General features: G+C 59.7%; 25 protein-coding genes. 10 read left to right on the forward strand and 15 right to left on the reverse strand.

The window, feature by feature from the left end:
- Positions 1-3: 3 nt before the first annotated feature.
- Positions 4-906 carry a 3-dehydrocarnitine:acetyl-CoA trimethylamine transferase BcoG gene (gene bcoG / locus C5L12_RS06030; protein ID WP_105371121.1) on the reverse strand — a complete coding sequence of 301 codons (903 nt, stop codon included), beginning with the start codon at positions 904-906 and terminating at the stop codon, positions 4-6.
- A gap of 335 nt (positions 907-1,241) precedes the next feature.
- Between bcoG and C5L12_RS06035 the strand changes: the two genes are divergently transcribed.
- From C5L12_RS06035 to C5L12_RS06045, 3 genes are all read left to right on the forward strand, one after another.
- Complete coding sequence (locus C5L12_RS06035; RefSeq protein WP_105371122.1) at positions 1,242-1,598, forward strand: hypothetical protein; 357 nt, start codon at positions 1,242-1,244, stop codon at positions 1,596-1,598.
- A 169-nt stretch (positions 1,599-1,767) separates the two neighbouring features.
- On the forward strand, positions 1,768-2,295 hold the full coding sequence (locus C5L12_RS06040) for a YcnI family copper-binding membrane protein (RefSeq protein ID WP_105371123.1): 528 nt from the start codon (positions 1,768-1,770) through the stop codon (positions 2,293-2,295).
- A gap of 21 nt (positions 2,296-2,316) precedes the next feature.
- A complete protein-coding gene (locus C5L12_RS06045) occupies positions 2,317-3,933 on the forward strand; it encodes a copper resistance CopC/CopD family protein (RefSeq protein WP_105371313.1) in 1,617 nt (538 codons plus the stop codon).
- A 1-nt stretch (position 3,934) separates the two neighbouring features.
- On the opposite strand, the gene C5L12_RS06050 is transcribed toward C5L12_RS06045, so the two are convergent.
- From C5L12_RS06050 to napE, 5 genes are all read right to left on the reverse strand, one after another.
- Positions 3,935-4,642, reverse strand: a complete 708-nt coding sequence (locus C5L12_RS06050; protein WP_105371314.1) for a NapC/NirT family cytochrome c — start codon at positions 4,640-4,642, stop codon at positions 3,935-3,937.
- A 4-nt stretch (positions 4,643-4,646) separates the two neighbouring features.
- Positions 4,647-5,138: a nitrate reductase cytochrome c-type subunit gene (locus tag C5L12_RS06055; RefSeq protein ID WP_105371124.1), complete on the reverse strand. Its 492-nt coding sequence runs from the start codon at positions 5,136-5,138 to the stop codon at positions 4,647-4,649.
- The gene (gene napA / locus C5L12_RS06060) at positions 5,108-7,612 is read right to left on the reverse strand and encodes a periplasmic nitrate reductase subunit alpha (protein WP_105371125.1); all 2,505 of its coding nucleotides are present in this window, start codon (positions 7,610-7,612) and stop codon (positions 5,108-5,110) included. The genes C5L12_RS06055 and napA overlap by 31 nt, the downstream gene beginning before the upstream one ends.
- Positions 7,587-7,874, reverse strand: coding sequence for a chaperone NapD (locus C5L12_RS06065; RefSeq protein ID WP_105371126.1), 288 nt, complete (start codon positions 7,872-7,874; stop codon positions 7,587-7,589). The genes napA and C5L12_RS06065 overlap by 26 nt, the downstream gene beginning before the upstream one ends.
- A gap of 226 nt (positions 7,875-8,100) precedes the next feature.
- On the reverse strand, positions 8,101-8,307 hold the full coding sequence (gene napE, locus C5L12_RS06075; protein ID WP_105371128.1) for a periplasmic nitrate reductase, NapE protein: 207 nt from the start codon (positions 8,305-8,307) through the stop codon (positions 8,101-8,103).
- Between the two features lie 166 nt (positions 8,308-8,473).
- On the opposite strand from napE, the gene C5L12_RS06080 reads away from it, so the two are divergent.
- The 4 genes from C5L12_RS06080 (at position 8,474) to C5L12_RS06095 (ending at position 13,054) form a co-directional block, all read left to right on the forward strand.
- Entirely contained in the window at positions 8,474-9,988 is a 1,515-nt protein-coding gene (locus C5L12_RS06080) for a UbiD family decarboxylase (protein ID WP_105371129.1), read from the forward strand.
- Between the two features lie 65 nt (positions 9,989-10,053).
- The gene (ric, locus tag C5L12_RS06085) at positions 10,054-10,725 is read left to right on the forward strand and encodes an iron-sulfur cluster repair di-iron protein (RefSeq protein WP_105371130.1); all 672 of its coding nucleotides are present in this window, start codon (positions 10,054-10,056) and stop codon (positions 10,723-10,725) included.
- Positions 10,722-11,915, forward strand: a complete 1,194-nt coding sequence (locus C5L12_RS06090; RefSeq protein ID WP_105371131.1) for an NnrS family protein — start codon at positions 10,722-10,724, stop codon at positions 11,913-11,915. The genes ric and C5L12_RS06090 overlap by 4 nt, the downstream gene beginning before the upstream one ends.
- A gap of 140 nt (positions 11,916-12,055) precedes the next feature.
- A complete protein-coding gene (locus tag C5L12_RS06095; RefSeq protein WP_105371132.1) occupies positions 12,056-13,054 on the forward strand; it encodes a GlxA family transcriptional regulator in 999 nt (332 codons plus the stop codon).
- A 3-nt stretch (positions 13,055-13,057) separates the two neighbouring features.
- On the opposite strand, the gene C5L12_RS06100 is transcribed toward C5L12_RS06095, so the two are convergent.
- Complete coding sequence (locus tag C5L12_RS06100; protein WP_105371133.1) at positions 13,058-13,216, reverse strand: YqaE/Pmp3 family membrane protein; 159 nt, start codon at positions 13,214-13,216, stop codon at positions 13,058-13,060.
- A gap of 161 nt (positions 13,217-13,377) precedes the next feature.
- Between C5L12_RS06100 and C5L12_RS06105 the strand changes: the two genes are divergently transcribed.
- Positions 13,378-13,869 (forward strand): MarR family winged helix-turn-helix transcriptional regulator, encoded by a 492-nt coding sequence (locus tag C5L12_RS06105; protein WP_105371134.1) that lies wholly within the window; start codon positions 13,378-13,380, stop codon positions 13,867-13,869.
- 91 nt (positions 13,870-13,960) lie between these two features.
- Here C5L12_RS06105 and C5L12_RS06110 read toward each other — a convergent pair whose 3' ends face one another.
- The 4 genes from C5L12_RS06110 to C5L12_RS06125 all read right to left on the reverse strand — a co-directional run bounded on the left by C5L12_RS06110 (position 13,961) and on the right by C5L12_RS06125 (position 17,121).
- On the reverse strand, positions 13,961-14,362 hold the full coding sequence (locus tag C5L12_RS06110; protein WP_105371135.1) for a response regulator: 402 nt from the start codon (positions 14,360-14,362) through the stop codon (positions 13,961-13,963).
- Positions 14,363-14,373: 11 nt separating this feature from the next.
- Positions 14,374-16,080 (reverse strand): sensor histidine kinase, encoded by a 1,707-nt coding sequence (locus C5L12_RS06115; RefSeq protein ID WP_105371136.1) that lies wholly within the window; start codon positions 16,078-16,080, stop codon positions 14,374-14,376.
- A 161-nt stretch (positions 16,081-16,241) separates the two neighbouring features.
- Positions 16,242-16,784, reverse strand: coding sequence for an RES family NAD+ phosphorylase (locus C5L12_RS06120; protein WP_425350747.1), 543 nt, complete (start codon positions 16,782-16,784; stop codon positions 16,242-16,244).
- Positions 16,750-17,121 carry an antitoxin Xre/MbcA/ParS toxin-binding domain-containing protein gene (locus tag C5L12_RS06125; RefSeq protein WP_105371138.1) on the reverse strand — a complete coding sequence of 124 codons (372 nt, stop codon included), beginning with the start codon at positions 17,119-17,121 and terminating at the stop codon, positions 16,750-16,752. Before C5L12_RS06125 ends, C5L12_RS06120 begins: the two co-directional genes overlap by 35 nt.
- 165 nt (positions 17,122-17,286) lie before the next feature.
- On the opposite strand from C5L12_RS06125, the gene C5L12_RS06130 reads away from it, so the two are divergent.
- Both C5L12_RS06130 and C5L12_RS06135 read left to right on the forward strand, forming a co-directional pair.
- Positions 17,287-18,816 (forward strand): S10 family peptidase, encoded by a 1,530-nt coding sequence (locus C5L12_RS06130; protein ID WP_245422780.1) that lies wholly within the window; start codon positions 17,287-17,289, stop codon positions 18,814-18,816.
- Positions 18,817-18,851: 35 nt separating this feature from the next.
- Positions 18,852-19,229: a VOC family protein gene (locus tag C5L12_RS06135; RefSeq protein ID WP_105371139.1), complete on the forward strand. Its 378-nt coding sequence runs from the start codon at positions 18,852-18,854 to the stop codon at positions 19,227-19,229.
- A gap of 82 nt (positions 19,230-19,311) precedes the next feature.
- Here C5L12_RS06135 and pcaF read toward each other — a convergent pair whose 3' ends face one another.
- From pcaF to C5L12_RS06155, 4 genes are all read right to left on the reverse strand, one after another.
- Positions 19,312-20,517: a 3-oxoadipyl-CoA thiolase gene (pcaF, locus tag C5L12_RS06140; RefSeq protein ID WP_105371140.1), complete on the reverse strand. Its 1,206-nt coding sequence runs from the start codon at positions 20,515-20,517 to the stop codon at positions 19,312-19,314.
- A 9-nt stretch (positions 20,518-20,526) separates the two neighbouring features.
- Complete coding sequence (locus tag C5L12_RS06145) at positions 20,527-21,231, reverse strand: 3-oxoacid CoA-transferase subunit B (RefSeq protein WP_105371141.1); 705 nt, start codon at positions 21,229-21,231, stop codon at positions 20,527-20,529.
- A complete protein-coding gene (locus C5L12_RS06150) occupies positions 21,228-21,935 on the reverse strand; it encodes a 3-oxoacid CoA-transferase subunit A (RefSeq protein WP_105371142.1) in 708 nt (235 codons plus the stop codon). Before C5L12_RS06150 ends, C5L12_RS06145 begins: the two co-directional genes overlap by 4 nt.
- A gap of 189 nt (positions 21,936-22,124) precedes the next feature.
- Positions 22,125-22,409: an acylphosphatase gene (locus C5L12_RS06155; protein ID WP_105371143.1), complete on the reverse strand. Its 285-nt coding sequence runs from the start codon at positions 22,407-22,409 to the stop codon at positions 22,125-22,127.
- Positions 22,410-22,434 lie beyond the last annotated feature (25 nt).

Genomic DNA, 22,434 nt, shown 5'->3' on the forward strand with positions numbered 1-22,434 from the left:
CGATCACCGCTTCGTCAGCTTGAGTTTTTCACGCACGGCAGCCGGGCCGATGATCCTGGCGCCCATGCCCTCGATCACGCCGACGGCCTTCTCGACGAGCTGTGCGTTGGTCGCCAACTGCCCCTTGCCGGCATAAAGGTTGTCCTCCAGACCGACGCGTACATTGCCGCCGGCGAGAACGGCGGCGGCCGGATAGGCCAGCGCATTACGGCCGATCGAGAAGGCTGAAAAGGTCCAATGCTTCGGCACGTTGTTGACCATCGCCATGAAGGTGTTGAGGTCGTCCGGCGCGCCCCAGGGAATGCCCATGCAGAGCTGGATCAGCACGGGATCCTCGATCAGCCCTTCTTCAACGAGCTGCTTGGCGAACCAGAGATGGCCGGTGTCGAAAGCCTCGATCTCGGGCCGCACGCCGAGTGCTGTCATCTGCCGCGCCATTTCGCGCAGCATCGAGGGCGTGTTGGTCATCACATAGTCGCCGAGAGAAAAGTTCATCGTGCCGCAATCGAGCGTGCAGATTTCCGGCAGACATTCGGCGACATGCGCGACGCGCTCGGTGGCGCCGGCCATGTCCGTGCCGTTCGGATTGACCGGGAAAGGCGCTTCGACATTGCCGAACACCAGGTCGCCGCCCATGCCGGCGGTGAGGTTCAGCACTACGTCGATATCCGCTGAACGGATGCGATCGGTCACTTCCTTGTAAAGTTCCCTGTTGCGGGCCGCAGCACCCGTTTCCGGGCTCCGAACATGGCAATGGACAACCGCCGCTCCGGCTTTGGCGGCGTCGATTGCGGATTCCGCGATCTGTTTCGGGGTGATTGGAACGTGGGCGGACTTGCTCACCGTATCGCCGGCGCCGGTGACGGCGCAGGTGATGAAAACGTCGCGGTTCATCTCGAGCGGCATGCTTCCCTCCTTTTTCGTTCCGTCCATTACGTGCCGGAAAAGCCAACAATGCTTTGCACAATCGGTACCATTCCATACATTGTCGGTGACCATGATTGCCGTGGCACGGCTCACATGCGTGCCGGTGCATTGACCGCTTGTGTTACTGCCGGTCGCTGATGCGACAAGCCCGCACCTCAACAATTCGCCTCGCAGTTGATGCCTATCAAAGAGCGCTGTGGCGGAAGAGCGCATAGACAAAACTGACTGATGCATGCAACTAAGCAGCGGCAGATTGATGGCACCCTGCAGGCGAAGACGCTACCGTGAGAAAACGCAGACCGCATAAATGGAGCATGATAACCGCGTTCATCGCGGCACATGCGCTCGTTGTGCAGATGCTGCTAGCGTCTCTCAGCATGGGGACCGCGCTTGCCGCGCCCCTATACGATGAATTCGGCAATCCTCTCTGCATCACGCATGTGGAAGGCCCCGCCGATAACGGCGACAGGGATCACTCTCAGGCCCTCCAATGCTGCACCCAGGCATGCAGCACGCCTATCTCGCTTTTTGCGGCACCGGCTCCAGGCAATTTCCTGGTGAACCGGCTGGTTGCTGTTGCGACAGAGACTCGCATCGAGGCTGAAGCGGGATTTGTGAAGCGACCGGAAACGGAACCGGGAAGGCCACGAGGCCCGCCACTCGACATTTAGTCCTTCGGCCAAACGAGTTCCGCCTCGGGATGTCCTCGCCTAGATGACAATCCAGCCGGACCGCACGGCCGTCCATTTCCGTGTTCACTCAGACCAACAATACATGCCAAGCGCCACAGGCCGCCGGCTTGTCATCGGCCGACCGCTGTCGGCATCCATGGAGAATTCTATGTTGAAGAAGATCATTGTTACCGCTGCTGTTACCATGCTCACCAGCACCGCAGCATTTTCGCACGTCACTCTTGAGGGAAAAGAAACCCCGGTAGGAACGACCTATAAGGCAGTGCTGCGGGTACCCCACGGCTGCGAAGGCAAGCCGACAAACGTCGTACGGGTCCAGCTTCCGGAAGGGTTCTACGCCGTCAAGCCGCAGCCCAAAGCAGGCTGGAAGCTTGAGAAGGTCAAAGGCGCCTATGCTAAGGCCTACGACAATCACGGAACGCTGGTAAGCGAGGGGGTCAAGGAAGTTGTCTGGAGCGGCGGCAATCTCGGTGACGATGAATACGACGAATTTGTCGTTCGAGGCACGATCGCAAGCGACCTCAAGGCTGGCGGCACCTTGTATTTTCCAGTGGTTCAGGAATGCCCGGAAGGGCTGAAGGAGCGCTGGATCGAAGTTCCAGCTGAAGGCCAGAAGGCATCTGATCTGGAAATGCCCGCACCAGGCGTCAAGCTTTTGCAAAGACTGAGCAACTGACACCTGGGCATGACATTGACGATGACGTCGCTTCGAACGAAATTCCTGCCGTTCAGCATTCTGCGGCAAATTGCTCTGGCGATGCTGCTATGGCTGGGCCTCGCGGCGACGGCATCTGCCCACGCTTCCTTGAACGCGACCGAGCCACGCGATGGCTCGGTCATGGCTGTATCACCGGCGGTCATAAGGCTGACGTTCAGCGAACCCGTCTCACCGACCAGCCTGAAATTGACTTTGCCCGACGGCCGCCCGGTCGTTCTTGATGCCTTCGTCGTCAAGGACAAACTGGTCGAGGTCGTCCCGCCCGCCGACCTTTCGAACGGCACCCATGTGCTCTCCTGGCGGGTCGTCTCCCAGGATGGTCATCCGATCGGCGGCTCGATCATCTTTTCGATCGGACATCCGGGCGCCGCGTCTCCTCGGATAGGAGACGGGGTGGACTGGCAGGTGCGGGTTGGTCTCTGGGGCGGAAAGATTGCGCTGTACGTCGGCCTCTTCTTCGGGATCGGCGGAACTTTCGCGGCCTCCTGGTTCGCAAACGGGTCAAGGAACGCACTGCAGCCCATCGTCACCGCGCTTCTGGCTGGCTTCGCCGGCACGATGATTTCAGCAGGATTTCAAGGACTGGACACCGTCGGAGAGCCGATCGGGCGGATATTCGATGCCGAGGTCTGGAAGGCCGGCTTCGCCACCAGCTTCGGCCGGACCGTCGTCTTCATGTTTGCGGCGCTCGCGCTTGCGGCTCTCGCTCTAGCAAGCGGTCCAGGCCGGAGTGCGCGGTGGATCTCGCTCTCGGCACTGGTCACGGCGGCCTTTGCCCTGAGCCTGAGCGGGCACGCCAGCGCTGCTGAGCCGCAATGGATCATGCGACCGGCCGTTTTCCTCCATGTGGCGGCAATATCCTCCTGGGTCGGCGCCCTGCTCCCTCTCGCAGCCGAGTTCAGAAGAGGTGGCTCTGACGCCGCAATCGCGCTCCGCCGCTTCTCGAACTTCATTCCGCTTTCTGTCGCCGTGCTGCTCATTGCTGGCCTGATATTGACCTATATACAGGTTCTGAAGATCGAGGCGCTCGTCACCACAAGCTACGGACGGGTTCTTCTCATCAAGCTCGGCCTTCTCATCCTGCTCTTCGCCCTAGCCTGCATCAACAGGTGGAGGCTGACGAACCGGGCGGAACGCGGCGAGGCTGCTGCAGTCAAACAGCTCATACGCTCGATAGTGGCCGAAAGCCTCCTTGTGCTTTTCATACTGGGAGTTGCTGCCTCCTGGCGCTTCACCCCGCCGCCGCGCTCGCTGATCCTGGAGGCGTCCGAGCCTGCGATTGTCCATATCCACTCCGCAAAGGGAATGGCGGAAATGCAGGTCACCCCCGGCAATGCCGGCCCGGTAACGGCAGCCGCAATAATCATGAAAGAGGATTTTTCTCCCCTCGATCCTCAGGAAGTGTCCTTCGTGTTTTCAAATCCGAAGGCAGGAATCGAACCAATCAGACGCAAGGCCGACAGGCAGCAAGGCAACACCTGGAGTGTTACAGGTCTGGTGCTGCCCGTGGCGGGTGTCTGGATCGTCAGGGTCGACGTCATCGTCAGCGATTTCGAGATCATGAAGCTCGAAGGCGAGGTCGAGATCAAGCCGTAGGTCACGGCAAGCTCTTTTCTCCGCTCGAATGCGCCTCGGCCATCACCTTCCTCAGTTCATCGACGGCATTGGCGCTCGGCAGCACGTCGCCCTCCAATTCGTCCGGCATATGCCAGCCCGGATCCACACCTTGCATATTGGGCAATTCATGCGCGATCCCCTTGTGGCAGTCGATGCAGGTCGCCTTGCCGCTCAGGAGATAGCGAGTGTGGATGTTAGCGGCGCGCTGGGTCTGCTTGGAGAGATCCATCGCCACGGATGAATGACAGTTGCGGCATTCCAGGCTGTCATTCGCCTTGAGCCGATGCCATTCGTGCTGCGCCAGACGCAGCCGTTCGTCCAGGAATTTCTGGCGAGTGTTGATCGTACCAAAGATCTTGCCCCATACCTCCTTCGAGGCCTGCATTTTGCGGGCAATCTTATCTGTCCATTCGTGCGGCACGTGGCAATCCGGGCAGGAAGCGCGCACGCCGGACCGGTTCGAAAAATGCACCGTGCGCGTCATCTCCTCGTAAACATTGGCCCGCATTTCGTGACACCCGGTACAGAACTGTTCTGTATTGGTAAGCTCCAGCGCCGTATTGAACGCTCCCCAGAAAACCACCCCTCCCACGAAACCGCCAAGCGTCAGGAATGCCAAACTCAGAGTAGCCGCAGGTGTACTGAGAATTTTCCAGACCCAGGCGGCCAGCCTTTTGATGCGTGCAATCAAGCTACTTTCCTCCCAGATGCTCGACGCCCATTTCGCTCATGTCGCGGAACGTATTGCCGACAAGCGGCTGCACCTCCGCTTGAGGCACATGGCAGGCGGTGCAGAAATAGCGCCGTGGGGAGACGTCCGCGAGCATCTGCCCCTCGCGGGTCATGTAATGGGTGACGCTGATCATCGGGGCGCCTGCGCCCTCGGTGAATTCCCGCTTGTGGCAGGAAAGACAGCGATTGGTATTGACGGAAAGCTGGTAACCTTCGATCGAATGGGGAATGACCGGCGGCTGGTCCGGGTAGGCCCGCATTTTGCGGACGTCGTCCACGTTCCATTTCGGCATCGGCTTTGCGGGAACCATGTCCATTCCGCCAGGTGGTCCCGACAATTCCCGAACCATTTGAGCGACTGCGAGGTTCGTTGAGAACACTGCAGCAAAGACGGCAAGGGCGGCCAAAAAGGAACGGAGGATTATGCGACGGGGAGAATCTTCACAGCGCATTTCTTGTAGTCCGTCTGTTTCGAGATGGGATCGGTAGCGTCTAGGGTGACCTTGTTGATCAACTGACTGGCGTCGAACCATGGCACGAAGATCACGCCCGGCGGCATGCGGTTTCGCCCGCGGGTTTCCACACGCGACCGGATTTCACCCCTTCGGGAAACGATCCTGACTTCCATTCCCTGATTGAAACCACGTTTCCTGGCATCATCGGCGTTCATGAAACATCGGGCGCCAGGGAAAGCCTTGTACAGTTCCGGTACGCGCATGGTCATCGAGCCGGAATGCCAATGTTCCAAGACGCGACCCGTCACCAGCCAGAAATCGTACTCGTTATCGGGAGATTCAGCCGGAGGCTCGTAGGGAACCGCGAGAATGACGGCCCTGCCGTCTGGACGACCGTAGAATTTTACGCCCTCCCCGGCTTTGACATAGGGATCGTAACCTTCGCGATAACGCCACTTGGTCTCCTGGCCGTTCACCACCGGCCAGCGCAGGCCGCGCTCCTGATGATATCGGTCATAGGGCGCCAGATCATGGCCATGACCCCGCCCGAAGGACGCGTATTCCTCGAACAGCCCCTTCTGGATATAGAAGTCGAATGCATAGGCTTCGTTGTTCGGGTACGACTTGTCCACCTCGCTGAGCGGGAACTGGTCTACCTGCCCGTTCTTGAACAATACCTCGAACAATGTCTTGCCACGGTAATCGGGATGTTTGTCCAGCATTTCCGCCGGCCAGACCTCATCCGTGGTGAAACGCTTTGAGAATTCCACCAACTGCCAGAGATCCGACCGGGCTTCACCCGGCGCCTGAACAAGCTGATGCCAGACATGGGTGCGGCGCTCGGCGTTACCGTAGGCGCCTTCCTTCTCGACCCACATCGCCGCAGGCAGGATCAGATCCGCCGACATGGCGGTGATCGTCGGGTATGCGTCGGACACCACGATGAAGTTGTCCGGATTGCGGTAGCCCTGATAGGTCTCGTTCTTCGTGTTCGGTGCAGCCTGAACGTTGTTGTTGACCTGCACCCAATAAAAGCTGAGCTTCCCGTCCTTGAGCATGCGGTCCTGCTGCACGGCATGGTAGCCGGGTTTATCCGGAAGAAGGCCCTCCGGCAGCTTCCAGATCTCCTCCGCATGGTGGCGGTGTTCAGGGTTGGTTACCGTCATGTCGGCCGGAAGCCGATGTGCGAAGGTGCCGACTTCGCGCGCAGTACCGCAGGCCGACGGCTGACCGGTCAATGAAAACGGTCCGTTGCCCGGTTCGGAGATCTTACCGGTCAACAGATGGAGATTGTACAGCATGTGGTTTGCCCAGACGCCGCGGACGTGCTGGTTGAAGCCCATTGTCCAGAGCGACATCACCTTCCGGTTCGGGTCTGCGTAGAGGTCCGCAAGCTGCTGCAAAAACCCCGGGTCCGCGCCCGTCAGGTCTGCCACTTTTTCAAGGGTGTAGTCGGAGACGAACTTTTTGAAGGATTCGAAGTCGGTCGGTTCCATATTGGCGGGGTTGGCCGCATTGGCCGCCTTGAGCTCCAGCGGATCTTCCGGCCGCAGGCCGTAGCCGATATTGGTCACGCCCTTCATGAAGGTCGTATGGTTCCTGACAAATTCCTCGTTGACCTTGCCGCTGGTGATGATGTGGTTGGCGATATAGTTGAGGATGGCGAGATCGGTCCCGGGCGTGAAGATGACGGGAATATCCGCAAGATCCATGCTGCGGTGAGTGAAGGTCGACAGGACGGCAACCTTGACGTGCTGATGTCCGAGCCGCCTGTCCGCAAGGCGCGTCCAGAGGATCGGATGCATCTCCGCCATATTCGAGCCCCAGAGCACGAAGGCATCCGCATTTTCGAAGTCGTCGTAACAGCCCATCGGCTCATCCATGCCGAAGGTGCGCATGAAGGCGTAGGCAGCCGACGCCATACAATGGCGGGCGTTGGGATCGAGATTGTTCGAACGGAAGCCGGCGCGCATCAGCTTGGTCGCGGCATAGCCCTCGAAGATCGTCCATTGTCCGGAGCCGAACATTCCGACTGCTGTCGGCCCCTTCTCCTTCAGCACCTTCTTGCACTGATCGGCCATCACATCGAAGGCTTCGTCCCAGCTTACAGGCTCGAATTCGCCATCCTTGGCATATTTGCCGTTTCGCTTCCTCAGAAGCGGCGTCTTCAGGCGGTCTTCACCATACATGATCTTGGAGAGGAAGTAGCCCTTGATGCAGTTCAGGCCACGGTTGACTTCGGCCTGCATGTCGCCGTGGGTGGCGACGACCTGGCCTTCCTTGACGCCGACCATGACCCCGCAACCCGTGCCGCAGAACCGACATGGGGCCTTCGACCACTTGATCTCCAGCGACTCTACCCCGCCAGGTACCGGCTGGGCGCCGGCCGGAAGCGCGATCCCGGCAGTCGCGGCCGCTATCCCCGCCGCATGCGCCTTGATAAGGTCACGCCGCGTCAATTCTCCGATCATCAGACATTGCCTCCACGTTTTCGGAGTGTTCGAACACCATATTGGCGGCCACCACCCCGTCGATTGCAGATATTGCCGCGAGAGACGCACCGAGCTCGCCGCTGCTGGCGCCCTCGATGACGACAACGATCTTGCCGCCCTGGATGGCGTGAACTTCCACCCTCTCCATCGCCATTAAATCCCGCACAACGCGTTCTTCGGCTTCAGGCCTCACGACGATGACGGCGCTGGAGATGTAGTGGCGGTTCGCTTTTTCAGGCATGCGTCATCCTTCGGCGCTTGCTCAAGGCCGTATTTGTCTGAAGCCTGCGGACGCAGGCACGGCGCCCGCCAGCTTGTTTGCCAGCGATCAAGGAGGGACATCGGCCGGCAAGCCCAACATCGGTTGCAAAGCCGCGCGCCGCATTACGCAAGGAGGTGGGCGAGACAGCCACCCTGCCGGTATCGGTCTTTCGCAGGGAAAATGACGCCGCAGACATCTGAACACCTCAATGACCGGGAGGTCCGGGCGGACCGGTGATGATCTGGTACATCCAAACGAGAAAGCCGTAGCCGCCCACCACTCCTACAGCCACGATGGGCCAGATGCCGAATGCCAGCACAAGGAAAGTGAGTAACTCCCTCCACCGGCTCCGGGGCAGCTCCTCGTGTTGCTGAAGGGGAAGATCAGGCACGCTCACCTCCTCTGGGGCCATCTCTTGCTCTAAGATGGATCATCGTCCGAACTCGTCAACCCAAGGTCTGCACCTATTCTCGCCGCCGCGGAAGGCGAGGCAACTATGACTGAGACTAGCGCATCGACGGTTCCGTAACTTGCGCCAGCGCAAAGACATATTGTCTGCAGCCCGGCACATCTCGCGCATGAAAGCAGATGTCACTCCTCGTCGCCACGCAAGCCTTCAGGATTTCGTCAGCTTCCTGGAAAAGCGCGGCAGTCTCAAACGGATAGCCCGCCCCGTTTCCCTGGTTCACGAAATTACCGAAATCCACCGGCGGGTGCTTGCGGACCACGGGCCTGCGCTCCTGTTCGAACAACCCGTCGACGCGTCGGGAACAACGCATACCATCCCGCTTCTGGCAAATCTCTTCGGCACCCGCGAACGGATCGAATGGGGCCTGGGCCTTGAGGCCGGAGGGCTTCCTCAACTTGCCGCCTTCCTCGCCGAACTGCGTGAACCGAAGCCGCCGAAATCAATGCGTGACGCCTGGCAAAAACTGCCTCATTTGAGGGCCGCCTTGTCCATGAACGCGCGTCCGGTTTCTCGCGCCCTCTGCCAGCAGCTTGTCTGGCAAGGACGTGAGATCGACCTCGACCGGCTGCCGATTCAATCTTGTTGGCCGGGGGAGCCGGCTCCCCTCATCACCTGGCCGCTGGTCATCACTCACGCGCCGGACGACCCGAGCGATCTCAACGTCGGCATTTACCGCATGCAAAAGCTCGGCCGAAACCGCCTGATCGTACGCTGGCTGGCAAATCGAGGCGGCGCCCGGCATCATCGCATGTGGCAAGCGCTCGGCCGCGACATGCCGGTAGCCGTCGCGATCGGAGCCGACCCTGCGACGATCCTTGCCGCCGTCATGCCCCTTCCCGACGGGATGAGCGAACTCAGTTTTGCGGGTGTCCTGAAAGGCAGACGGCAGGAAACGACAACCGGGCTGACGGTTCCCCTTCCCGTTCCCGCGCAAGCCGAAATCGTGCTGGAAGGCACGGTCTCTGCGACCGAGGCCGCCGAAGAGGGCCCCTACGGAGACCATACCGGATATTACAACGCCGTCGAGCCGTTCCCCGTGCTTAGCCTGTCGGCCATCACCATGCGTCACCAGCCGATCTACCTCTCGACCTATACCGGCCGACCGCCGGACGAACCCTCACGGCTCGGCGAGGCCATGAACGATCTCTTTCTGCCGCTGATCAAGGGGCAGTTCCCGGAGATTGTCGACCTCTGGCTTCCCCCGGAAGCGTGTTCCTATCGCGCCATCGTCGTCTCGATCAACAAGCGATATCCGGGTCAGGCAAGGCGGATCATGATGGGATTGTGGTCGATCCTACCGCAGTTCAGCTACACCAAGCTCATCATCGCAGTGGATCCCGATATCAATGTCAGAAGCTGGCCGGACGTCGTCTGGGCGCTTTCGACGCGCTTTGACGCCAGCCGTGATCTCCTCGTCGTAGATAGAACACCGATTGATTACCTCGACTTTGCCTCCCCGCAGCCCGGACTTGGCGGCAAGCTGGGCCTGGATGCGACGAGCAAGATCGGCGCCGAAACCGAGCGGGCATGGGGCGAGGTGCTGACCATGCCTTCCGAGGTGGCCGACAGGGTCGACGCCCTGTGGGCGTCGCTGGGGCTCGACGGCAATCGTCATGACCATTGAAGGAACAGTCGATCCGCGACCGTGAAAGACGAAAGACCCAACTCGATCAACCTCAGGAGGACAAGATGACCGACCTCGCACTGGACCAGACCGTCAGTTCAATTGCCGCAACGCTGCCGGGCGCTGCAGAGCTCTTCCGCCGCCATGACATCAGCTTCTGCTGCGGTGGCAACGTACCTCTCGGCGAAGCGGCGCAAGATGCGGGCCTGGCACCCGAAGCTCTGCTGGCCGATCTTAAAGCGCTGGCGCAAGCTGCCGGGCGCGACGCGCCGTCCGAAACGAAGGAACTCATCTCTCACCTTCTGAGCCGGTATCACGCCACCCACCGGGAAGAACTCGCCTGGCTCATCCCGCTTGCCCAGAAGGTCGAGCGGGTCCACGGAAGCCATCCTTCGGCGCCGGTCGGACTTGCTGACGCTCTGGCCAAGCTTCGGGACGATCTCGATGCTCATATGGCGCGGGAAGAGCAGATACTTTTCCCGATGATGCAACGGGGCGGCAGCCCGTCTATCGGGCATCCGATAGCCGAGATGCGGCATGAGCACGATGACGAAATGGAGCATCTGAAGGCCATCGAGCATGTGACGCACGGGCTCTCCCTGCCGGCCGGCGCCTGCGGCTCCTGGACGGCTCTCTATACCGGGCTGCGAAAATTCACCGACGATCTCGTCACGCACATGCATCTCGAAAACGCCGTGCTCTTTCCTCGTTTCGAGAAGGCAGAGTTGGCGGATTGACCACCCGCTCTTCGGAGTCCGTCTGGCGCTCCTTGTGGGACGCACCGCACCGTCCGCTGTTCTTTCTGGCCGGTCTTTGGGCATTCATCACACCCGGCGTCTGGTTGCTTCCAGAAAGTCTCTTGCCGGATCGGGCAAGCTGGCACCAGAACGAACTATTGTTCGGGATGGGTGGTGCGGCAGTGGGTGGTTATCTGCTGACCGCGCTACCTGCCTGGGCAAAACGGGGGCCGATTCCGCCGCCGATTTCGAAGCTCGTCACCACCCTCTGGATTGCTGCACGCGTCGTCGCTGCTTTCGACGTCATGCCCTCTCCGGCCCGCGCGCTCGGAGGCAGCATCTATTTCTTCAGTCTGGCCCTGATCCTTGGATATTATCTCCTCTTGGCCGGAGCCTTGGGCCGGCTGTGGGCCGTCTTCGCAACGGCCGCGCTTGGAACGGCTGCCGCGCTCTCCTTTTCAGGCGGAGGCTCGTGGGTGCATCTGGAAGAAATGACCGGCAATCCCTTGCTGTTCGCCATGATCATCATCATCGTGGGTGGCCGGGCCGTGCCCGCATTCACGCGCCATTGGCGCCAACAGACCGGCGATATGGCGTTCGGATGGGACTGGCCCTGGCTTTCACGCGCAGCAATCCTCACCGTTCTGGGCGCTGCCTATCTCGGCACAGCGAACCATAATACCGCGGCAGGTTCTCTTCTCGTCGTGGCGGCATTGCTTCTGTCTGCCCGGACCGCAGGGTGGTGCGGTTACAAGGCCTTTCGTTATCCGGCATTGCTCATGCTGCATATCGCGTGGATGTGGACGCCGGTCGCCTTGCTGCTCACCGGCTCATCCCTGCTCAACCCGCACTGGCTTACACTGAAAGACGCGGTCCATGCCGTCACCATGGGCGCCATGGGTACCATGATCATTTCCATCATGATGCGGACCGCCATGCTTCGTAAGGGTCGTCAACTCGTTCTCAGTCCAGTAATGGCGGCCGCTTTCTCGCTTATCTGCCTGTCGAGCCTTCTCAGAATATTCGGGGCATCGCTTGGCCATGGAATTGTCGATCCCATTATCTCGTCGGCCGGGTGCTGGATGACGGGCTGGGCACTCTTCTTGTGGAGCTATCTGCCAGCATTGAAAGGACCGGTGCGGAGACCCGTCCTCAGTTCAGGACTGAGAGCCGACATCGATCGGGAGTGAGCAGCCGGACCTGCAGTCGATCAATTGCCTTTGCAGTTTTTTTAAACTGAAACCTGTGGCAGCTTCCGGGAAAGCAGGAGCGGGAGATCGACATTCCTTTCCGCTCACTGACGACATCTATGACCGAATGAGCAGGAACAATGGCTTACCAGAGCACACCGTCGCCGGAGGGCGGGCCATTTGCCGACGAGCAGCATTTCGACATTCTTGTGCTGCCGGAGACGAACCTGATCCTCGTGGCCTCGGTCATCGAACCTCTTCGTGCCGCCAACCGTATTACCGGCCGCGAGCTTTATCGCTGGAAGCTTTTCTCGCCGGATGGTGGTCCTATCGAAACGAAGGCCGGCATACCCATCCCCGTCTCAGCTCCTTTCCGTCCTGCGCGCGAGACGGACCCGCTCTTTGTGCTCTCAAGCTACAGCTGGAAAAAAAGCACCACGCGCGAGCTAAAATTCCTGCTCTCGCAAACGGCACGCCATCGCTCCTTGATCGCCGGTATTGAAGCGGGCTCCTTCGTTCTGGCGGACACCAGCTTGCTCGACGGTTTTTCCGCCACCACGCATTGGGAAGACTTCGAAGATTTTTCGGCCGCCTATCCACAGGTGAACATGATCCGGGAACGCTTCGTTATCGACGGCAAACGCATCACCACCGGCGGGTCGCTGCCGACATTGGATCTGATGCTGGAGTTGATCCGGCGCGCACATGGCTATTCGCTGGCGCTCGAAGTGTCGCGTCTCTTCATCTATGAGCAGGAACGCACCCGCGGCGACCTCCTTCAGATGCCGGCGATCGGCAACATGCGGATCATCGATAGCCGCGTGCAAGCCGCCATCAGGCTGATGGAGGAAACGGTCGAGGCCCCGCTTCCCCTATCCCGGCTGGCGAGGCGGGCGGGCGTGAGCTCTCGCCATTTGCAGGACATTTTCCGCGGCACGATGGGGGTTGCACCGCGCGAACATTATCTTGCGCTGAGACTCAATGCCGCTCGCCGGAAGGTTATCGAAACTCGCGCTACTTTCGCAGACATCGCTGCCGCGACCGGTTTCAATTCCGCCTCGGCTTTTTCACGCTGCTACCGCGCCCATTATCGTGAAAGTCCGAGCGACACCCGCCGCAGGCTCAAAGCGAGGATCTGAGCGTCACTTCTTTAGGATCACCCAGAGCGCATGCACGATGCCGGGCAGCCAGCCAAGCAGGGTCAGCAGGATGTTCAACCAAAAGTGCAGACCCAGACCCACCTGCAGAAACACGCCGAGCGGTGGAAGGATGAAAGCAAGGAGAATGCGGATGATGTCCAAAAGAGTTCCTCCAAGTGGAAATTCCGCGGACAACGTTCCCCGAGGAGGAAGGTTTCAGCCGATCCTCACGTCACCAATCCGCGGAACCTGCTTGTGCCCTCTCCGTTTCTCCGCTACCCCGCTTACCTAACCATTTCAGCAAGAAGGATCACCGCCCAGTGATGGCTGAAGATCTGCAGTCCAAGAACGCAACTTCCACGGAATGGAGGATGCAGCATCCTCGCGCTGTCTATTTCCTCAATCAGACGAGCCACGCAGTGCGGAGCCGGCTCGAATTGGGGCTCGCCTCACTGCAGATAACTCCAATCCAGTACACAGTCCTCAGTGTCATTGGCGCTCGAGACGGCCTCTCCTCGGCCGATCTCTCCCGCCGCTTCTTCGTCACGCCGCAGACGATGAACGAACTGATTGCGGGCCTACAGCGCCGCAAGCTCATTGTCCGCAAGGAGGATCCGGCCAACCGCCGGATTCTCCGAATGAGTCTGACTGCGGAGGGCAAGCGGCTGGTCGAGGCATGCGATATCGCGGCCGATGCAATCGAGCGCGAGATCTTTTCCTTTCTTCCGCAAGAGACATACGAGCAGTTCCGCGATCTCTGTCGTCTGATCGCCCGCAATCTGCGCGAGCGCGATGAGGCAACAAAGCCGGAATGACGAATGCGGCGCGGCCGCAAGCGTCTGAATCCTGACCCGTTACCGAGCCACCTGCGCCCGGACATGAGAAACGCTACCTGACCTGACGTCTTCAAAGGGCTCGACCAACCGCCCTGTCATTTTCGATACGCGTGACGCAGCCGGCGAGCTTGGCCAGGAGCAGGTCGAAATCAATCGGCTTGGTCAGGTAGTCCGCCGCTCCGGCACGCAGGCCCGTCAGCACGTTTTCCTTGTCCGTCAGTGCCGTCAGCAGGATGAAGGGAATGTTGGAAAGCTCGGGGTGATTGACTTGAATTTCGGCAAGCAGTTGCTGCCCATCCATGATCGGCATGGAGATGTCGCAGATGACGATATCCGGCCAGTGGGACAAGATGACCTCAAGCCCTTCCTGCCCATTGGCAGCCTCCAGGGTCTTGAACCCGGCATCGGTCAGTTCCTCGACGATCAGCTGGCGAATGTCAGCTTCGTCATCGATGCAAAGTACGGTCATCATTGGGGCATTCCTTATGCTGCCTGTTTGACAAGATTGGCGAGAGGTCCGTCGGTTGGAAGCGCAACGGTGAACGTCGTTCCCTTACCAAGAGAGCTTTCAACGGAAACGGAGCCGCCATGAAGGTCGATAATCTGCTTGACGATATTGAGACCGATGCCGGTGCCCGCGATACCGCTCGCGCTACGGGCTCGGTAGTAAGGCTGGAAGAGCTTGGGCAGGTCCTCGGCATCCATGCCGATGCCGCCATCGGCAATCGACACGACCGCCATCCGGTCTTGCAACCAGGCAGTAATATGAATGTCCGGTGCCTGCGGAGCATATTTGGTGGCATTGGACAGAAGGTTTGTAATGACCTGCTCGATTGCGGCGCGATCGGCAAGAACCGTCTCTGGCAATTTAACCAGATCCCGGTGAAAGACGTGCGATTTACGGATCTCGGCTTGGCGTTCGCAACAGCTCTCAATCAAGTCCGTTAGCGAAAACCGCTCCAACTTGATCTCTGCCTTTCCGGTTTCCAGTCTGCCCGCAGACAATATGCTTTCCATAAGATCGACCATACGCAAGACTGCCGAGCGTATCTGGGCCGCTTTTTCGGCGACATAATCGGGTTTGCTGCTGGCCTTGGCGCGGGATAGGCGCTGTGCCGCGGCATCGATGACGGCAAGCGGGGTGCGAAACTCATGGGAGGCCATTGCCACGAACTGGCGCTGCAGGGCATTCACGTGACGTTCCTGGGCCAAAAGCCGGTCAAGCTCTTCCCGCTGCCGTTCGATTTCCATTGTCCGGAGCTTGACCGTCTCCTCCAGCTCGTCCCGGTGGCGCATCAACGCGAGCCGGCTTTCCGATAGATCGACGGAAGTCTTGTGCAAACCCCGACCAAGGAAGATCACCACGCCCATTGCCACGACGGCGCCGGCAAGACCGGCAGGCGCGATCTGTTCAATCAGCATCATGCCCGGACGGATCGGCTCCCAGACAAGGTATCCAAGCGGTTGCCCCGCCGTCGAGACGATCGGAACCGCCGCCAGGGACGGTGGCGACGCGCTTGCATAGTGCAATTTGTCGAGCCGTGCATAGCGGCCGATCTCACCAACGACGGCGCTGTCGAGGAATTTTACGGCAACGGTGACATATTCCTGCCCAGGAGCCAGGGACACTTTCTCCGAACTCGGTACGATCGGTCTTGCGCTGACAACGGCGGGATGGCCGTCGATGTTGACGATCTTGGTCTCGAAAATTTCGGCGATTTCCGGTTGAGCAACATCTTCCTGGCTGGCCCGCTTGCGCAGGACTAGACGAATGGCGTCCCTCAGCGCGGTCACCGACTCGGCATCATTGAGGAATGTGGGAACCGGGATATCCTTGCCGTCCCGCACAACATAAGCCAGTTCGTCCTGCGGATTGAACACATAGGTCCGGTCATGGCCGAAATATTGATGCATCCAAATGCCGAGATTGTAGGAAACCCATTCGCGCGGCCCGGTGGGGGCGAAAAGCACGGCATCATCCCAGGTGGTGACGCTTTCCAACTCCCGCGCCACGGCCCTCACCTGCTCATCAAGGCCTTGCTTGACGAAGTCCTTCTGCCGCTCCATGGCGATGTCGTCGACCTTTGTCGATGCAAGCCAGGCAAAGCCTGCGATGAGAACCGCAGCCAATGCCGTCAACAATGTGAGCACGAATGTGACGTGCGATTTGATCCGATTGTCCTGCTGCATGTCCGCCGCTTTTGTTTCGACGCATCATTCATCCCAAAATATTACATTATCCTAAACTTTGAATGCTAAGGTTGAGCATGCATCCGACTCCAGCCACCGGTTTAGGATCAGGATGAGGCATCTGTCACACCGCAGGATGGACGTTTGCTCGCGGTGCTGGGCTACAGCCAGGAAGCTGGCCCTTTCGGCAAACGCCCTTCCGGATCGATGACCTCGATTTTGGGAAGTCCCGCACCGTTCCAGCGCCAAAGCGCGACGCAGGTGCCCCCGGGCGACATGAAGGACGGATAGACGACGCCGTCAAACCCCAATCCCATCAACCTTCCCCTGAGGGCGTGGGTCGCCGGCAGCCGCCCGGCATCCAGGTCGGCCCGCCATTCGCATCGATGTATGGTCTCTTCGATATCGAATTCCGCCAGGGTTTCGGAATTGTTGAGGTCGGCCAATCGCGCGCCCTCTAGCCGCAGTTGAGCGATCAGGGCCGGGTGCTGGACGAACCCCTGATTGTATTCGGCCCATGCAGTCGACAGTTCGAGCGCAGCGTAGATGGCCGGCGCTCCGACGGGATTCCAGCGCCCGCCAAAACGCGCCGCTCCCTCCCCGGAAAGCGGTGCATGGGCCCAGCGCGGCACATAAGCCCGCCACAGCACCAAAGGGGCAGAACCGGCGTCAGGCATAGACGCCGGAACGCACCGCTTCCAGATAGGCGAGAACCTTGTCCGCCTTGCCCTCGCCCACCAGGTCATAGGCGGTCTTGCCGGCCCATCCCGGGATGGGCTGATGCTTGAACCAGATCGCCGCGCGGTTTTCGTCTCCCGCCATCTCGCTCGCCATCGCGAGAATGCGGACAACGGGGCTCAACGCAGCATCCACCTTACGGGCTCCGCTCTTGGCCGTCAGAGTGTTGCGGGCGACACCGATCAACTTTGCCAACTCGGCGTGAGTCACGCCTAGCAGATCAGACACCCGCCGCGGCGAAAGGAATGAAGATTGCGGAGCACCAAAGGACGCCGCCCCGACTTCAAAGGCATGGGCAGGCATTGAGCGCATTCCTTTCAAAATTTGACATCTTGTGGATCAATATGAGGAAAAAATGTTTCCGTTTCAAGATCAGTGTTCCCCTCCATCGGCCAATCAAAAGGAGTTGAGTTTTACGGATCGACAAGAGACCCTAGATAAGGCTGGGCTGGCCAGGAGGATTCCGTTTTGCAGTTTCACCATCTCGTTGCGCCCATCGTCGTGCTTCTGGCTCTTTGTTCGCCGGTTTCTGCACAACAGCAGCCGAACGCGGACGAACCCCGCGAACCTAGCCACTCGACGGAACAAGGCGCCGCCGGCGGTATATTCGCTTTGATCCCGGCTGACGCAACGAAGGAACTCCTGTTCAAGGGGCGTTCCGGAGAGGTCCCATATACCGCAACGGCCGGTACGCTTGATCTCTTTAGTCAGGACGGCACCCGTTCCGCAAAGATCTTCTACACCGCCTATGTCGCCAAGAACGGCACCTCGGACCGCCCGCTCACCTTCGTGTTCAATGGCGGTCCCGGCGCGTCTTCCGCCTATCTCCATCTGGGTCTCGTCGGCCCGCGGATCCTCGAATTCGGTGAGACCGGCGACAACGGCACAACGCCCGCCCTCAAGGACAATCCGGAAAGCTGGCTTGCATTTACCGATCTGGTGCTGATCGACCCAGTCGGTACCGGCTGGAGCCGCCCCGCCAGCGACGACGCCGCAAAAAGCTTTTACGGCGTTCGCCAAGACGCCGACAGTTTAGCCAAAGTCATTGCTCTCTATGTCCAGAAGAATAATAGGCTCGAAGCGCCGAAATACCTGCTGGGCGAAAGCTATGGAGGCTTCCGCGCCGCCAAGGTGGCTGTTTCGCTAAAGAACACACAAGGGATCCTAACCTCCGGCATCATCATGCTGTCGCCGATGATAGAAGGGCGCTTCCTCGCCAATTCGGACGACCCTTTGAGCGCAGCGCTGCAGCTTCCCTCGCTTGCGGCAGCCGAACTCGAACAGAAAAACGCCTTTACCCCGGACAGGCTGATCGAAGTCGAACGGTTTGCGATGCATGACTATCTTGCTTCGCTCGCAGGCCCCTTTCCCATCGGGCCGGCTGCGGATTCCCTTTATAGCCGGGTTGCTGCGCTTACCGGCATTTCGAAGGAGGCCATTGCCCGCACACGCGGCTTCGTCGGTGACATCTATGCCAAGCAGATGGCAGGCGAAAGCCGGATCGTCAGCCCTTATGACGCATCTTACGCGGTACCTGATGCCTATCCTGAAGACGTCTACAGCCGTAATGACGATCCGATACTGGATGGTTATACGCGTGCCTACGGCTCTGCATTCGCCGCCTATGCGCGTAATGAACTGGGCTTCGCGAGCGACATGACCTACAATCTTCTGAACGAGGAGGTGAACCGCCGCTGGGAATGGAACGGGGGGCATAGGGGAGATAGCCGCACCCTTGCGAGCGCCTCAACGGATATTCGTGATTTGCTCTCGACTATTTCCACTTTCCGGTTGCTGGTCGCCCACGGTTACAGCGATGCCCTGACGCCTTACGGCGCCAGTCGCTATGTTATCGACCACCTGCCGCCAGCGCTCGCGGCTGGCAGGACGGAGCTTCAGCTGTATCGAGGCGGGCACATGTTCTACACCCGTCCCGATTCCCGACACGGTTTCGCGACGAATGTAAGGGCCTTCTACGAGGCTAAACCGTCCAATTGAAGATGCACTCAACCCAAAGGCGCGAGGAGGCCGGAATGTCAGAGGCATTGGTGAATGTCAGATATATGGTCGATGATGTGGAAGCCTCGGTACGGTGGTACACGGAGAGTTTCGGGTTTACGCTGCTTTCCCTTCATCTGCCGGCCTTTGCCGATGTGAAGCTGGGTGCATTACGGCTCTTGCTCAGTGGCCGGACAAGTTCAGCGGGGCGGCCTATGCCGGACGGGGAATTGCCACGTCCCGGGGGCTGGAACCGCATTCATCTCGTCGTCGGCGATCTCGCCCAGGAGGTGGCGCGGCTTACTGCAGCCGGAGTCAACTTCCGCAACGACATCGTGACGGGGCCGGGAGGCTCGCAGATTCTGGCGGTCGATCCCTCGGGAAATCTGGTCGAACTGTTTCAGCCCGCCTGACATCGATGTGGTCGAGAGTCGGCTTCTCGCCGAGGCTTAGGGACGTTCCTCCCGTCCCTTTCGGGAAGGGAAATCCAAAAAATCAGGCGCGCTCCAGCGCTATGGCAATCCCCTGCCCGACGCCAATGCACATCGTGGCCAAGGCGTATCTGCCCTTGCGGATGGACAGTTCGAGCGCGGCCGTACCGGAAATGCGGGCGCCCGACATGCCGAGCGGATGACCAAGCGCAATCGCACCGCCATTGGGGTTGATATGCTCGGCATCCTCCGCAAGCCCAAGCTCACGCAGAACAGCAATTCCCTGGCTCGCGAAGGCCTCGTTCAACTCTATGACGTCGAAACTTTTCGGTGTCAGCTTCAAGAGCGCGCAAAGCTTCTGCGTTGCAGGCGCCGGTCCGATCCCCATGACGCGCGGGGGAACGCCGGCGGTCGCACCGCCCATGATCCGCGCGATCGGCGTGAGGCCATATTTCCTGGCTGCGGCTTCCGAAGCGATAATCAGCGCTGCCGCCCCGTCATTGACGCCGGACGCATTGCCCGCAGTCACCGTGCCGCCCTCGATCTTGTTGACCGGTTTCAGTTTGGCGAGTGCCTCGATCGAGGTCGCACGCGGATGTTCGTCCTTGCCGACGACGACCGGCTCACCCCTTCGCTGCGGCACGGTGACCGGGGTAATTTCCTTGTCGAGCCGACCGTTTTCCTGAGCCGCTGCCGCCTTCGCCTGCGAGCGCACCGCAAATGCGTCCTGGTCCTCGCGGGAAACCTTGTAGTCGATCGCTACATTGTCGCCGGTCTCCGGCATGGAATCGACGCCGTACTGCTTCTTCATCAACGGGTTGACGAAGCGCCAGCCGATCGTCGTGTCGTAAATCTCGGCATTGCGGGAAAAGGCTGTCTCCGCCTTCGGCATCACGAAGGGGGCCCGGCTCATGCTTTCCACCCCGCCGGCGATCATCAACTCCGCCTCGCCCGCCTTGATAGCGCGGGCAGCAGTGATCACGGCATCCATGCCTGAGCCGCATAGCCTGTTCATCGTCGTCCCGGTCAACGAAACCGGCAGTCCGGCGAGCAGAACCGCCATCCGGGCGACATTGCGGTTGTCTTCACCCGCCTGATTAGCGCAGCCGTAAATCACGTCGCTGACAGCCTCCCAGTCGACCGACCTGTTGCGCTCCATCAGGCTCTTCAGTGGGATGGCGGCAAGATCGTCAGCACGGACGGAGGAAAGCGAGCCACCGAAGCGGCCAATGGGAGTGCGGATATAGTCGCAGATAAAGGCTTCAGTCATCATCTCTTCCTAGAGTTCAGGCACGACGAGATCGCCTACAGGCCCCTCGATATGAAGCTGTGCGCCGGTCATTGCCTGCAATTCGTCCACGGTCATCCCGGCCAGCTTTTCGCGCAGGACGAAATGGCCTCCTACCACGTCGACGACGGCATGGCTCGTATAGACACGGGTTATGCAGGCAACCCCGGTCAGGGGGAAGGTACATTTTTCGACCAGCTTCGGCTCACCGTTTTTTGTGACGTGTTCGGTGATCACCGACACCTGCTTTGCGCCATGGACAAGATCCATGGCCCCACCGACGGCTGGCACCCCCTTTGAACCGACCCGCCAATTGGCGAGGTCGCCGTTCTGAGCAACCTGAAGAGCGCCAAGAATTGCAATGTCGAGATGGCCGCCGCGCACCATGGCGAAACTATCGGCATGATGGAAGAAAGCCGCGCCAGGCTTCAGCGTTACCGCCTTTTTCCCGGCATTGATGAGGTCCCAGTCTTCCTGACCGGCGGCGGGCGCTTCGCCGAAATTCAGGATACCGTTCTCCGTATGGAAAACCGCCTGTCGGCCCGGCGGCTGGTAGCGGGCGACCATTTCCGGGAAACCTATCCCGAGATTAACATAGGCACCATCGGCAATATCCTGAGCTGCACGCCAAGCGATCTGGGCATTGGAAAGCTTGATATCTTCCCGGGTATTGATGGGGCGGGTATCGACGGTCATAGGTAGGCCACTCCGGCTCGAATGAGTTCTTCTTCCTGCTGGGGATTTTCCACCTCGACGACCCGATCCACGAAGATGCCGGGCGTGACCACATGCTCGGGATCGATTTCGCCAGCCTGCACTATCTTCGAGACCTGTACGATCGTCTTGGCAGCCGCCATACACATCAGCGGATTGAAGTTGCGGGCGGCCTTGTTGTAGGTCAGGTTACCGTAACTGTCGCCGAAATGCGCCTTGACGATTGCGAAATCAGCCTTCAGCCAGCGCTCCTGTACGTAATGTCGACCGTCAAATTCGGCGATTACCTTGCCTTGCGCAAGCTCGGTCCCGTAAGCGGTCGGCGTATAGAAGGCCGGAATACCTGCGCCGCCGGCGCGAATACGTTCGGCGAGCGTACCTTGCGGCACCAGTTCGAGCTCGATCTCGCCGGCGAGATATTTGTCGGTGAAAGCGCGCGGATCGGACGATTTGGGAAACGAGCAGATCATCTTCCTGACCATGCCCGCGTCGATCATTGCCGCAATGCCGATCCGCCCGTTGCCGGCATTGTTGTTGACCACGGTGAGGTTCTTCGGCCTCTTGTCAATCAAGGCGTGGATGAGCTCGATCGGCGCGCCGGAACCGCCGAAACCACCGATCATGACGGTCGCGCCGTCATGGATTTCGGAAACGGCTTCCGCCAGGCTCCCGACTGTTTTGTCCATCTTGGTCTCTCTCCCATGGATCTGAGATGCCGTATTAAGGTCTGGGAGGAGCCAGAGGTCAACATGATTGTGCGATATTTGATATTTGTTCATATATCGCACACATGTAATATACACTGGTCATTTGGCAATTTCCAGGTGTACCGCCTCGCCCGAATACCCGCGGGCAGGGCAGACAGACGCTCGCTGTCAACCGGTGATGAGGAATCCGCTCGGTCTCTCCGCGAGTTCAGTCCGCTGCGTCTCAATACGGGAGACTGAGGCCCCGGAAGGCCCGAGCCGGAAGCGTTCGATCATGGTCGAGATCGCACTGTCGGATCCTGAAATCAAAGCGACTACAGACCCATCCGTTTCGTTGCGAACCCAGCCTGTCAGACCTAGCTTCATTGTTTCGTTGCGTGTCCAGACACGGTAACCGACCCCTTGCACCATACCCGTTATCCGCACCAGGACCGCCTCATGATCATCAGGCATAGCTGCCTCCCATTCGACAACGATT

Origin of the sequence: Neorhizobium huautlense (genome assembly GCF_002968575.1) — a bacterium.
Classification (GTDB): Bacteria; Pseudomonadota; Alphaproteobacteria; order Rhizobiales; family Rhizobiaceae; genus Neorhizobium; species Neorhizobium huautlense.